Origin of the sequence: Aggregatilinea sp., assembly GCF_036822615.1 — a bacterium.
Classification (GTDB): Bacteria; Chloroflexota; Anaerolineae; order Aggregatilineales; family Aggregatilineaceae; genus Aggregatilinea.
In genome coordinates, this window is sequence record NZ_DAISHJ010000010.1 from 29,045 (window position 1) to 42,047 (window position 13,003).

The 13,003-nt window shown below is 62.5% G+C and carries 9 protein-coding genes; 7 read left to right on the plus strand and 2 right to left on the minus strand.

Going from position 1 to position 13,003, the window contains the following annotated elements; all coding sequences use genetic code 11:
- Nucleotides 1–72: 72 nt before the first annotated feature.
- Nucleotides 73–990, minus strand: a complete 918-nt coding sequence (locus V7116_RS05405; RefSeq protein WP_324390870.1) for a UbiA family prenyltransferase — start codon at nucleotides 988–990, stop codon at nucleotides 73–75.
- A 143-nt stretch (nucleotides 991–1,133) separates the two neighbouring features.
- On the opposite strand from V7116_RS05405, the gene V7116_RS05410 reads away from it, so the two are divergent.
- The gene (locus V7116_RS05410) at nucleotides 1,134–1,499 is read left to right on the plus strand and encodes a hypothetical protein (RefSeq protein WP_324390871.1); all 366 of its coding nucleotides are present in this window, start codon (nucleotides 1,134–1,136) and stop codon (nucleotides 1,497–1,499) included.
- 83 nt (nucleotides 1,500–1,582) lie between these two features.
- Here the strand turns inward: V7116_RS05410 and V7116_RS05415 are convergent, their stop codons facing one another.
- Nucleotides 1,583–3,571: an ABC transporter ATP-binding protein gene (locus V7116_RS05415; protein WP_324390872.1), complete on the minus strand. Its 1,989-nt coding sequence runs from the start codon at nucleotides 3,569–3,571 to the stop codon at nucleotides 1,583–1,585.
- A 516-nt stretch (nucleotides 3,572–4,087) separates the two neighbouring features.
- On the opposite strand from V7116_RS05415, the gene V7116_RS05420 reads away from it, so the two are divergent.
- The 6 genes from V7116_RS05420 to V7116_RS05445 all read left to right on the plus strand — a co-directional run bounded on the left by V7116_RS05420 (nucleotide 4,088) and on the right by V7116_RS05445 (nucleotide 12,793).
- Nucleotides 4,088–5,047, plus strand: coding sequence for an ABC transporter permease (locus V7116_RS05420; RefSeq protein ID WP_324390873.1), 960 nt, complete (start codon nucleotides 4,088–4,090; stop codon nucleotides 5,045–5,047).
- Entirely contained in the window at nucleotides 5,044–5,982 is a 939-nt protein-coding gene (locus V7116_RS05425; RefSeq protein ID WP_324390874.1) for an ABC transporter permease, read from the plus strand. The genes V7116_RS05420 and V7116_RS05425 overlap by 4 nt, the downstream gene beginning before the upstream one ends.
- Before the next feature lie 110 nt (nucleotides 5,983–6,092).
- Nucleotides 6,093–7,160, plus strand: a complete 1,068-nt coding sequence (locus tag V7116_RS05430; RefSeq protein ID WP_324390875.1) for a BMP family lipoprotein — start codon at nucleotides 6,093–6,095, stop codon at nucleotides 7,158–7,160.
- A gap of 88 nt (nucleotides 7,161–7,248) precedes the next feature.
- On the plus strand, nucleotides 7,249–8,823 hold the full coding sequence (locus V7116_RS05435; RefSeq protein WP_324390876.1) for an ABC transporter ATP-binding protein: 1,575 nt from the start codon (nucleotides 7,249–7,251) through the stop codon (nucleotides 8,821–8,823).
- 226 nt (nucleotides 8,824–9,049) lie between these two features.
- Nucleotides 9,050–9,964: an FAD binding domain-containing protein gene (locus V7116_RS05440; protein ID WP_324390877.1), complete on the plus strand. Its 915-nt coding sequence runs from the start codon at nucleotides 9,050–9,052 to the stop codon at nucleotides 9,962–9,964.
- 18 nt (nucleotides 9,965–9,982) lie between these two features.
- Nucleotides 9,983–12,793, plus strand: coding sequence for a molybdopterin-dependent oxidoreductase (locus V7116_RS05445; RefSeq protein WP_324390878.1), 2,811 nt, complete (start codon nucleotides 9,983–9,985; stop codon nucleotides 12,791–12,793).
- Nucleotides 12,794–13,003 lie beyond the last annotated feature (210 nt).

A 13,003-nucleotide genomic window follows, 5' to 3' on the forward strand; every position in this document is an offset into this window, starting at 1 on the left:
CAGAAGCGACCTGACCCCGGATAAGGGTTCTCTACTAAGTCTAGCGAGCGTGAGGCGCGGCTTCCAAATCGATCAGCCGATCCACTCGACGATCAGCCACACAATCGCCGTGACCGTGGCGATAATGAAGAAGTTCCACTGGATGCGCCCGCTCAGGTCGATGGCTTCCGTGCCGCGCATGTCGGTGCGCGGGCGGAAGGTCCACAGCAGCGGCAGCATGACCAGCGGCACGAGCGCCAGCCACAGCGGCCACAGGCCCAGGATCACCGTTGCCAGCAGGCAGACCCCCGCCGCGCTCAGCGCCGCGTACATCAGTCCCTGCGTGCCGCGCCGCCCGGCCAGACTGGCGGTGTTGTGCAGCCCGGCGGCGCGATCCATGTCGAAGTCGCGCGCCTGGTTATAAAGCTGCCCGTAGGCTGAAATCAGCCCCACGCCAACCGCAACCCACCACACGCGGCCCGGCGTACTGTCGTACGTGAAATACCCCGCCAGAAACAGCAGCGCACTGAGCATCAGCGCGTGCGAGAGCACGTCCACGACGGGCAGCGCCTTGAGCCGCACGACACGCCATGAGTAGAGGAAGGCCAGCGAAAGGGTGGCCGCGCCTGTCCAGAATGCAGCGGCGCTGGTCGCGGCGTAGAGCAGCAGCGCCGCTGCTGCGAGCAGCCCTGACGCGATCCAGCCGTTGCGCACGGTGACTTCGCCGGACGTGACCGGGTTACGCGCGGCCCGGTGAGCGTCGCGGGCGTCGTCGGGAGCGTCTTCCACGTCATTGACCATGAACGCGACTGCGACGGCCAGGATGTTTGCCGCCGTGACCGCTGCTAGGCGCGCGTCGAGCGTCACACCGGTCGTGTGGTGAACGGCCATCGCCGCGCCCGCCAGTGTAGCGGGCAGGGTGAACAGGAGATGCTCCTGCCAGCGTGAGAGCTTCGCCAGCCCTTTGAGGCGAGCGCGCAGGGTGTGAGGCGGGCGCGCGGAGTCGAGCACGGCGGATTCCCCAGGTGGAAGTAAGCGCTTGCACGCCAGTGTACCGTGCGCGTTGGCGGTCTGCTAGTGGCGTGCGACGCGACAAAACAGCGTGGCTTTGCTAGGGTCTGGATAAGAGACGTACTGTGGAGCAGGAGGTAACAATGGCCGATCGAGTGGAAGTAAACGACGCGGCGGTGAAGCACGCCAGGCAGTTGATCCGTGATGGGAAAATCGACAAGGAATCGGATTGGAGCGAGGCGCAGCCTTCCGCCAGCAAGGAAAATTCGTTCATCGAGAAGCACGACATGAAAGAATACGGGGAATGGTATCTGGGCCTCGTACCCGGCGAGGACGATGACAACAAGGGACACTATTCTTTCCCGTACGGCGATTTCTCGAAGGTTCACCGCGACGGTGTGATCGCGGCCAAACAGCGCGCCGCGCAGAATCACCACCCCGCCGTGGAGAAAGCCGCCGACGAACTGCTGGAGATGATCGACAGGAAGATCGGTAAAGACGGCAAGTAGTGGGCTGTCTCGTGAGTCAAAAAACTGCCGGAGCGTTTTTTGCTCCGGCAGTTTTCGTTTGCCCGGATTGAGCCGTGCGGCGATCAGCCTTCGACCGGTTCGTCGATCGCCTGCTCGTGGTGCATCAGCTCGCGGCTGAACTGCGTCTCGTAAAGCTGATCGTACAGCCCGCCGAGCGCCAACAGTTCCTCGTGCGTGCCCTGCTCGACGATGCGGCCTCGATCCATGACCAGGATCTTGTCGGCGGCCAGAATGGTGCTCAGACGGTGCGCAATCACGATGCTGGTACGCCCGGCCATGACCGTCTTCAGCGCATCCTGAATCAGCGCTTCGGACTGGCTGTCCAGGTGGCTGGTCGCTTCGTCCAGCACCAGGATGCGCGGATCTTTCAGGATGACGCGGGCGATGGCGATGCGCTGTTTTTCACCGCCGCTCAACCGGTAGCCGCGTTCCCCGACGACCGTATCATAGCCGTTGGGCAGGCCCACGATGAAGTCGTGGATGTTTGCCGCGCGGCAGGCCGCTTCGATCTCGTCCTGGGCCGCGTCAAGCTTGGCGTATACCAGATTGGTGCGGATCGTGTCGTGGAACAGGTGCGTTTCCTGCGTCACGGTGCCGATCTGCGCCGCGAGCGAATCGAGCGTCACGTCGCGCAGATCCCACCCATCGATGCGGATGCTGCCCCGGTCGGGATCGTACAGGCGCGGGATCAGGTAGGTGAGGGTCGTTTTGCCTGCTCCGCTTGGGCCGACCAGCGCGACCAGTTGGCCGGGCTGGATGTGGAACGACACATCGTCCAGCGCCATCTCGCGCGCCTGACTGTATCCCGTGCCTTCCTCGTTCGCTGCGGTTTTGGCGGTTCCATTGGCGGCGGGCTTTTTGCTTTTGCCATTCGGACTGCCGGAAAGCACCGCTTCGATGGAGTCCTGGCCGTAGCGCTTCACGCTGCTGAGCAGGCTGGCTTCGCTGGCGGTGTAGGCGAACGAGACGTCATCGAACTCGACTTCGCCCTGGACGTCGGCCAGGACGTGCGCGTCGGCCTTTTCCTGAATGTCCAGCGGCAGATCGAGCACCTCGAATACGCGCTCGAAGCTGACCAGCGACGTGGCGATCTCAACCGGTGCGCTAGAAAGCGAGTGCAGCAGCCCGTAAAGCTGCGTGAGGTAGGCGCTGAAGGCGACGATCGTGCCGATCGTAAACACGCCTTTCAGCACGAAATAACCGCCCAGCCAGTAGACCAGCGCCGTGCCCACCGCCGCCAGCAGACTCATCAACACGTAGAACTGTGTCATCACCACAGCACGCCGCACGCCGACGTCGCGCACATCCGCCGCGCGGGCGCGGAACCGGTCCGTTTCGGTTTCCTTGCGCCCGAACAGCTTGACCAGCAGCACGCCGCCGATATTCAGCGTCTCGTTCATCATGGCGTTCATGGCCGCGTTGAAGGACATACCGTCGCGGATGACCTTGCGCAGCATGAGGCTGGACTTCCGCGAGAGCGGCACAAACAGCGGCACGATCAGAATGCCGAGCGCCGTCAGCCGCCATTCGAGCGTGAACATCACCGCCAGAATGGCGATCGTTTGCAGCAGGTTCGACAGGATCTCGACCGTGGTTTGCGAGATCGCGCGCTGCGCCTCGACCACATCGTTGTTCAGGCGGCTCATCAGCTCGCCGGTTTTGGTATTGGTGTAGAACCGGATCGACATACGCTGCAGGTGACGGTAGAGATCCACGCGCAAATCGTAGATCACGCCTTCGCCCACGCCGGCGTTCCATTTGCGCTGGAATACCTGATTCACACCGCCCACCAGTGCGATCACCAACAGGCTGACCGCCAGGACATTCAAGCGCCCCAGGTCCTCATTGGGCAGGGCGTTGTCGATCAGATCGCGGAAAATGAGGGGCCGTGCCAGCCCGATCACTGTTGTCAGCAGAATCGTAACCAGCAGGCCGAGCAGCTTCTTCCGGTACGGTTTTCCATATCTCAGCACGCGTTTGACGAGCGGCCACGTCAGGCTGACACGCTCCCCCTCATTGCTGCTGAGTCCTCGCCATCTTCCGGGATTCATGCGGCTTGTTGTTCTCCTGATGCATGGATTTGTTGAAAGATTTTAGTGCTTTTTGTCCTTAACCGGTCAATTTCTAACACAATACTGAGATGGCTCCCGGCAAGGAGATTTAGCCGAGAAACTGGGCTGATTGCCGGAGATATCTCGCGTTGAGACAAGCAGCGGTTGTGCGGTTTGCACGAGTAATTCGGACATTCATCACAAATGGTTTGCCCGACCTTTCTACATATGCTAAGATGATCCCATCCTTCCAGCTACTGGCCTCGCCGGGCGGATACCCATCCCACCAGAGGCCTTCGTCCTTGCCACGCTGATGAGGCGCTTATGCTAGTAAAGTTTTTAAGATCCCCCCGTCTCGACCGTCTGCTTGAAACTTTAATGCCCCTTTTGGCCGCGTTATCTGCTCTGATTGTTGGTGCCGTTGTTCTGGTTCTCCTCGATGTCAATCCGATAGATGCGTATAAAGCTCTTTATGAAGGCGCGTTCGGAACAAAAAATGCGTTTGCCGAAACATTAGTGAAGGCGACGCCGCTGCTGCTGGTTGGCATCGGCATCTGCATCAGCTTTCGCGCCGGGGTGATCAACATCGGTGGCGAAGGCCAGATGGTGATCGGCGCGCTGATGGGCACGGCGCTGGCGCTGCAACTGCCTGATGCGCCGTCGATCGTGATCATCCCGCTGTCGCTCTTCGTCGGGTTCATCGGCGGGGCGCTGTGGGGTGCGCTGGCCGGGGCGCTCAAGGCGTACTTTAACGTCAACGAGATCCTCAGCACGGTCATGCTCAACCAGATCGCCATCTACACCATGAACTACCTGCTTAATAATACGCTGATCGACCCCTCGCAGGCGCAGTTGGCGTCGCGTATTCCGCAGACGGCTCGCCTTTCGCGCGCGACCGACCTGCCGCGCCTCTGGATGCCGACCCGCCTGCACCTGGGCGTCGTGATCGCGGTGGTGCTGGCGGTATTGGCCTACATCCTTCTGTGGCGGACCACCCTGGGCTATCGCATCCGCGCCGTGGGGAAGAATCCGCGCGCCTCGCGTTACGCGGGCATCAACGTCAAACGCTACATCATCCTGTCGCTGCTGCTCAGCGGCGGGTTCGCCGGGCTGGCGGGCATCACCCAGGTCCTCGGCGTGAGCCACCGCATGATCACCGACGGATCCGCGTCCGGTTTTACCGGCAGCGCGGGGTTCAACGGCATCGTCGCGGCGCTGTTTGGAAAGCTGCACCCCATTGGGGCGGTCCCGGCGTCGATTTTGTTCGGCGCGCTGCTCGTGGGCGCGAACCAGCTTCAGCGCACGACGCAGGTTCCCTCGGCGTTTGTAACGACCCTGAACGGCATCGTGCTGCTCTTCGTGGTTGGCAGTGAAATCTGGACGCGCCGCCGGGCGCGCCGCCGCGTGACGGTGACCTCCTCAGAAGCGACGCCGCCCGCACGCCAGACCTCTGTGGAAGCGGAGCCCGCGAAATGATTAGCGACCTGTTTACTGCGAGTGTGCTGATTGGTATTGCCGGATCGGGCATCCGGCTGGCGACGCCGTATCTCTATGCCGCGATTGGCGAGACCTTCGGGCAGCGCAGCGGCGTGTATAACCTGGGCGTCGAGGGCGTCATGCTCATGGGCGCGTTCTCGGCCTATTGGGCGACGTACGAAACAGGGAACAGCCTGCTGATGGGCGTGCTGGTGGCGATGCTGGTTGGGCTGTTGATGGGCCTGCTGACGGCGTTCATCAACGTTACGCTGAAAGCCGAGCAGGGGATCAGCGGTATCGGCATTTTCATGTTCGGGCTGGGCCTGAGCGAGCTGCTGTACCAGATCGCGTTTGAAGGCGAGCGCGTCCCGATCAAAGCCTTCTCGCGCATCAATATCCCGCTGTTGTCCGATATCCCGGTGATTGGCGAGATCTTCTTCCAGCAGAATTTGCTGGTGTACATCGCGTTTGCGCTGGTTCCGGCGGCATGGTTCGTGATCAACCGCACCACGTTCGGATTGCAGATCCGCGCCGTGGGCCAGAACCCCGAGGCGGCGGACGCGATGGGTATCAACGTTACCCGCGTGCGCTACACGACCGTGATGTTGGGCGGCATGCTGGCGGCGGTGGCGGGCGCGTCGCTGTCGATCGCGCAGTTGAACGTCTTCCAGCAGAACATGACGGCGGGGCAGGGCTTCATCGCCGTCGCGTTGGTGTATTTCGGAAGCTGGCGGCCCTTCGGTGTCATGGCCGGGGCGCTGCTGTTCAGCACGGTGAACGCGCTGCAATTGTGGGTGCGCACCAAGGGTATCGACATTCCCGCCGAATACGCGTCGATGGCTCCCTATTTATTGACTATTTTGGCGCTGGTATTCGCGTCGCGTCGCGTCGATCAGCCTGCCGCGTTGGGAAAGGTGTTCGAGCGCGGAGGGTAAGCGCGGCGTCGATCTCTGGACTGTTCTTCGGGTTTCCTGGCTGGCTGGAATCTACCGGCTGGCTTGAAGCGAGTTCGCTTAATGACCACGTCTAGGAGGCGAAGATCCACATGAACAAGAGATTACTGCTGTCGCTTATTTTGATCGTCGCTTTGGCTGTTCCCGTTTTGAGTATCAGCGCGCAAGATGAGCCGTTCAAGGTCGCCGTGGTGATGCCGTCCACGATCAACGACCTTGCCTTCAGCCAGAGCATGTACGACGCGCTGGTAGCCGTCCAGGAAGAAATGGGCGGCGAAGATGCCTTCCAGTTCGTGTATTCCGAGAATATGTTCGTGATCGATGACGCCGCGACCGCGATCCGCGACTACGCCAGCCAGGGTTACGATCTGGTGATCGCGCACGGGTCGCAGTACGGCTCGTCGCTTCAGGAAATCGCGCCGGACTTCCCCGACACGGCGTTTGCCTGGGGCACCACCGTTGATACGTTCGTCGATCAGGGCATCGACAACATCTTCGCCTACGAAGCCCGCGCCGAAGAGGGCGGCTACGTGAACGGCGTGATGGCCGCCATGCTCAGCGAAAGCGGCACGATCGGCGTGGTTGGCCCGATTGAAACCGGCGACGCCAAGCTGTACGTCGATGGCTTCAAGGCGGGCGTGCTGTCGGTGAACCCCGACGCGACCCTGGAAGTCAACTACATCCAGTCCTTCAGCGACCTGTCGCTGGCGGCTGCGGCAGCGGAAACGATGCTGGCTGACGGCGCGGACGTGCTGACCGGTACGGCGCAGATGGTTCCGGGCGCGATCGGCAAGGCCCAGGAAGCGGGCGCGCTGTGGTTCGGCACGCAGGCTGACCAGACCTCGCTGGCCCCCGACACCGTCGTGGCCAATCAGGTCTACGACTGGACCGTGGTGCTGGACGAAATGATCGCCAAGATTCAGGAAGGCCAGATGGGCGGCGAAGCCTTCGCTATCACCCTCGAAAATGGTGGCGAAGTCATTACGTTCAATGAAGATTACGAACTGCCCGAAGACGTGATGGCGGCGGCGGAAGACACCATCGACCAGATCGTTAGCGGCGCGATCACCTTCTCCGTGGACGAAGAAGGCACGCTCAGCGTCGAAATGGGCGAGCCGATGATGGAAGCGACCGCCGAAGCAACTGAGGCGGCCAGTTAACGTTTTACGTTCATACACCAGGGGCGCGGCTGCCGCGCCCCTGGTGTAATCTCAAGACCGGTTATTTTTATTACACGGATAAATCACTATGCCAGCCTCTACGAGCCTCCTCCCTACCGGCCACTCCCGCATCGCCCACATGGAGATGCAGGGCATTGTCAAGCGGTTTCCGGGCGTGCTCGCCGCCGATCACGTGGATTTTGACGTGCGCTCAGGGGAGGTTCACGCGCTGCTCGGTGAGAACGGCGCGGGCAAAAGTACCTTAATGAAAATTCTTTACGGGCTGTATCAGCCGGATGAAGGTCATATCCGCCTGAACGGCGAGTCGGTCGTTTTTCATTCACCCGCCAATGCCATTTCACGCGGGATCGGTATGATCCACCAGCATTTTATGCTGGTCCCCTCGCTGACGGTTACCGAAAACGTGGCGTTGGGCCTCAAGTCGTCACGCGGGCCGCTGCTGGATCTGGATCGCGTGGCGGCGCGCATCACCGAACTGGCCGATGCGTACGGCTTGCATGTCGATCCGCATCGCCCGGTGTGGCAGTTGGCCGTGGGCGAGCAGCAGCGCGTGGAGATCATTAAGGCGCTCTATCGCGGCGCGGCGCTGCTTATTCTGGACGAGCCGACCGCCGTGCTGACGCCGCAGGAAGTGGACGATTTGTTCGTCACGCTGCGGCAAATGGCGCGCGATGGTCACGCGTTGATCTTCATCTCGCACAAGCTGCACGAAGTCCTGTCGATCAGCAACCGCGTCACGGTGCTGCGCGACGGCCACCAGATCGGGTCGGTGCCTACGGCGGAAGCCACCAAACAGTCGCTGGCACGCATGATGGTGGGCCGCGACGTGGTGCTGGAATACGAGCGCCCCGCGACGAGCCAGGGCGAAGTACGCTTGAAGGTCGAAAACGTATCCGCGCTCAGCGATGAGGGAACGCCCGCGCTGCGTGACATCTCGTTGGAACTGCGCGCCGGGGAGATCCTGGGATTGGCAGGTGTTTCCGGCAACGGCCAGCGCGAACTGGCGCAGACGATCTTCGGCCTGCGCCACGCGACGAGCGGGAAGGTACTGCTCGATGGGCACAATATCCTGGGCGCGAAGGTCAGCACGCTGAATGCACAAGGGTTGGCGTACATCCCCGAAGAGCGTATGCTCGACGGCGTGATCACCGACTTCACCGTGGCCGAAAATATGGTGCTTCAGGATCACGGCCAGAAGCCGTTCGCCATGAGCATCTTCCTCAACGGGCGTGCCATCGGGCGGACCTGTGCGGACCTGATCAAGAGCTTCGATATCAAGACGCCCAGTTCCGACACACCGATCAAGAGCCTGTCGGGCGGCAACATTCAGAAAGTGATCCTGGCGCGCGAGCTGCGCCGCGAGCCGCGCGTGTTGATCGCGGCCCAACCGACGCGCGGCGTGGACATCGGCGCGACGGAGTACATCCACCACTGCCTGCTGGACGAGCGCGAACGCGGCACGGCGACGCTGCTGATCTCCGAGGACCTGGACGAGATCCTGGCGCTGTCGGATCGTATCGCCGTCATTTACGAGGGTGAGATCGTCGGTGTCGTGAATCGCGCTGATGCGGATGTAGAGACGCTGGGCATGATGATGGCGGGCGTTCGCCCGGATGCGCATGCGGCTGCGGCGTCGGGATAAACCGGCGTAATCGTGTACAATTGTAATATGAGCCGGGCGGGGGAGTTACCCGCCCCGGATTGATCGCTCTTAAAGAATCCGTTACAATACAAGCATAAGTTCCCCGGCTGTGGGTCGTGGACGCCGCGTGGCGGACCGGCGTTGAGCATCCTCGCTCATCGAAAAGTGCCTTCAGCCGCATCATCTCGCTCGAAGATACATTCAATATTTGATGGAAGCACCCGCCATGAGCCTGTGGAATCATTACTATACCCCCTCATCGATCGATGACGCGTTGGCGCTGCTGGCGCAGTACGAAGGTCGCGCACGCGTGATTGCGGGCGGCACGGACCTGCTGCTCGATATCCGCCAGGGGCACACTGCCCCGCCTGAAGCCCTGATCGACGTCACCCGCATTCAAGGGTTCAGCGACATCCGCCAGGAGGGTGATACGCTCCACCTGGGCGCAGGCGTGACCCACACGCAGATCGTGCATTCAGATCCCATCACGGCGCGGGCCACGTGCCTTGTAGAAAGCTGCGGTGTGGTGGGTGGCCCGCAGGTGCGCAACGTCGGCACGCTTGGCGGCAACGTCGCGCACGCGCTGCCCGCCGGAGACGGCACGACCTCGCTGGTCGCGCTGGACGCAGATGCGGAAATTGTGCAGCAAGGTGAGCGGCGCTGGGTCCCGATCCGTGAAATGTATCTCGGCCCCGGTGTGTCGCTGCTCGATTCGACCCGCGATCTACTGTTGGGCTTCCGTTTTGCGTTGGCGGGCAAGGGCGAGGCGAGCGCGTTCAAGCGCATCATGCGTCCGCAGGGCGTCGCGCTGCCGATCCTGGGCTGCGCGGTGTGGATGAAAGTGGATGATGCCGGGGAGCGTATCGAGGATGTGCGGATCTGCATCGGCCCGGTGGACCGCGTGCCCACGCGTGCGGATGCCGTCGAAGCGGCGCTGCGCGGCACGCTGATTGCGCCGGACTCATTCGAGCATGCTGTTGTGGTGGCACGCGAATCGCTGCATCCGCGCACGAGTAAGTTCCGCGCCACGGCGGAATATCGCGTGGAGATGGTTGAGACGCTGCTTCGCCGCGTGCTGCCGCTGGCTGCTCAGCGGGCGCGCACCGGGGAAGCAGTGCCCGAAGGTGTTGGGTTGGAATAGGGAGAGACAAGGACGATCATGAGCCGACTGAAGCTGACTGTAAACGACAAACCTTATGATCTTGACGTGCCGGAGTCGCGTACCCTGGCCCAACTGCTGCGCCTGGATCTCGGCCTGACCGGGACGAAGATCGGCTGCGAAGAGGCCGAATGTGGCATCTGCACCGTCCTGGTGGACGGTGTGCCGGTCGATTCGTGCATGTATCCGGCGTTCAAGGCGCAGGGCGCCGAGATCCTGACCATCGAAGGACTGAAGCAAAACGGCGATCTGCACCCGCTGCAGAAGGCGTTTATCGATCATGGTGCGGTGCAGTGCGGCTTCTGCACGCCCGGCCTGATCATGACCTCCTACGCGCTGTTGAAGGACAAGTCCGATCCGAGCGACCACGACATCAAGGTGGCGCTGAAGGATACGCTGTGCCGCTGCACAGGGTATGTCAGCGTGATCAACGCGATTCACTCCGCCGCCAGCGACCTGCGCGGCGAGGGCGCGCATCCGTGGAAGCGGGTGAATACGGTCGAGCCGCTCAACGCGGTGGGCCAGCCTGTCCCGGCGCAGGAGGTCGTGGCGAAGGTGACCGGCGCGGCCATGTTCGCGGACGATTATGCCTTCGAGGGCATGTTGTACGCCCGCACGCTGCGCGCGGGCTATCCGCACGCGCGGATTCTCTCGATTGATACCAGCAAGGCGAAGGCGCTGCCCGGCGTGCGCGCCGTGCTGACGCACGAAGACGTGCCCGGCGAGAACATTCACGGCCTCGTTTATTCCGACTGGCCCGTGCTGGCCGCCGATAAGGTGCGCTATATGGGCGATCCGGTGGCGATTGTCGCGGCGGACACGGCTGATATCGCGGCTGAGGCGCTGGCCCTGATCGAAGTCGAGTACGAGCCGCTGCCCGTGGTGGCCGATCCCGAATATGCCAACACGCCCGAAGCGCCGCGCGTCCACGAGGAGTGGGAGGGCGGGAACCTGCTCAAGCACATCAAGGTGCGCCACGGCGATGTGGAGCAGGGCTTCGCGGAAGCGGATGTGATCATCGAAAACGAGTACCGCACGCCGACCATCGAGCACGCGTTCATGGAACCGGAGTGCGCGATTGGCGTCCCGGCGGGGTACGACGACGAGCATAAGAAGCTGACGATCTACGTCGGCTCGCAGATCCCCTACGACGACCGTCGTCAGGCGTCGCGTGCGCTGAACTTGCCCGAAGACCAGATCCGCGTGCGCGGCACGTTGATTGGCGGCGGCTTCGGCGGCAAGGAAGATATCGCGGGCCAGATTCACGTCGGCATGCTGACGATGGCGACGGGCCGTCCGGTGAAGATGCTCTACACGCGGCAGGAATCGCTGCTGTTCCACCCCAAGCGCCACGCGACGATCATCCGCATCAAGACCGGGGCCAAGCGCGACGGTACGCTGGTTGCGGTCCAGGCCGAGTTGTACGGCGACGGCGGCGCGTATGCCAGCCTGTCCGACAAGGTCATGACGCGCGCCACGACGCACGCGACCGGGCCGTACGTGCTGCCTAACGCCCGGATCGACTGCTACGTGATGTACACCAACAACCCGCCGTCGGGCGCGTTCCGTGGCTTTGGCGTGACGCAGTCAGCGTTCGCCGTCGAGCAGAACATCGACCTTGTGGCGGAAGCGATCGGCATGGATCCGTTGGAGTTCCGGCGCAAGAACGCGCAGAAGGTCGGCGTGACGACCGCGACCGGTCAGCTGCTGCGCGAGAGCGTCGGTTTGCTGGAAACGATCGATCACATCAACCAGGACATGCGCGGCGGCAACGCCGAAGGCTTCCAGTGGGGCTGGCGCGAAGGTAACAAGGCGTACGGCTGGGGCGTTGCCAGCGCGTACAAGAATACCGGCCTGGGCGGCGGCGCGAACGACGCGGCGGCGGCGGAAGTCGAGATTTTCGAGGACTCCATCGCGGAGGTACGCACCTCGTCCGCCGATATGGGCCAGGGCCTCAGCATCGTCTTGGCGCAGGTCGCGGCGGAAGAACTGGGGATGCCGGTCGAACGCGTGCGCGTGCTGCTCTCCGATACGGACCTGACGCCGGATGGTGGCCCGACCACCGCCTCGCGCCAGACGTACGTCAGCGGCAACGCGGCGCGACACGCGGCGGCGACCATGCGCGATGCGCTGCGCTCGGTTGCGGCGGAGCGCTTGAGCGTGCCGCCCTCCGAGCTGCGCTTTGAGGACGGCTGTATCCGCTACAATGGCTCCGGCGTGGAGATCGGGCAGGTGGCGCAGTGGATGCGCGAGCAGGGCCAGGACGCGAAAGTGCGCTTCCAGTACGTCGCGCCCAAAACACAGCCGCTCGGTACGGGCGGCGACATGCACTTCGCGTTCTCCTATGCGACGCAGGCGGCGCTGGTCGAGGTGGACCTGGAAACCGGCGCGGTGAAGGTGATCAAGGTTATCGCGGCGAACGACGTGGGACGCGCGATCAACCCGCGTATGCTGGAGGGGCAGGTCGAGGGCGGCATCACTATGGGCATGGGCAACTGCCTGACGGAAGAGTTCATCGTCGAAGATGGTGTGCCGTGGAGTACGCTGCTGGCCCGCTACAAGATGCCCAGCATCAAGCACACGCCGGAGATCGTCTCACGCATGGTCGAGCACCCGACTGCCGACGGTCCGTTTGGCGCGAAGGGCGTGGGCGAGATCGTCTCGATCAACACCATGCCCGCCATCGCCAATGGCATCTACCACGCGACGGGCGTGCGTATCTTCAGCGTCCCGGTGGACCAGGACGCGCTGCTGCGGGCGATCAAGGCCGGGCAGACGGAAGTCCACACCACGTGGCACGACGTGAAGTAGCAGAGAAGCAGCGGATAGCAGTTAGCCGTTAGCTGAAAAGCCAGAGCAGAAGCAAAGTCCCCGATCCGGTTCAGGATTGGGGACTTTATTGTTGGTGCAACATGAGATGAAAATAGCGTTAACATCTTGGCATGGGTTGGACAGTAACGGGCGGGATTGCGTATGACGACCGCTATATTAGGAAGCTCCTCCGATCTGCGTGTGCTGGTG

Excerpts from the sequence above, each read along its gene's own strand:
- V7116_RS05430 (WP_324390875.1), top strand. The coding sequence starts at position 6,093 with ATGAACAAGAGATTACTGCTGTCGCTTATTTTGATCGTCGCTTTGGCT.
- V7116_RS05440 (WP_324390877.1), top strand. The coding sequence starts at position 9,050 with ATGAGCCTGTGGAATCATTACTATACCCCCTCATCGATCGATGACGCG.
- V7116_RS05415 (WP_324390872.1), bottom strand. The coding sequence starts at position 3,571 with ATGAATCCCGGAAGATGGCGAGGACTCAGCAGCAATGAGGGGGAGCGT.
- V7116_RS05445 (WP_324390878.1), top strand. The coding sequence starts at position 9,983 with ATGAGCCGACTGAAGCTGACTGTAAACGACAAACCTTATGATCTTGAC.
- V7116_RS05410 (WP_324390871.1), top strand. The coding sequence starts at position 1,134 with ATGGCCGATCGAGTGGAAGTAAACGACGCGGCGGTGAAGCACGCCAGG.
- V7116_RS05425 (WP_324390874.1), top strand. The coding sequence starts at position 5,044 with ATGATTAGCGACCTGTTTACTGCGAGTGTGCTGATTGGTATTGCCGGA.
- V7116_RS05435 (WP_324390876.1), top strand. The coding sequence starts at position 7,249 with ATGCCAGCCTCTACGAGCCTCCTCCCTACCGGCCACTCCCGCATCGCC.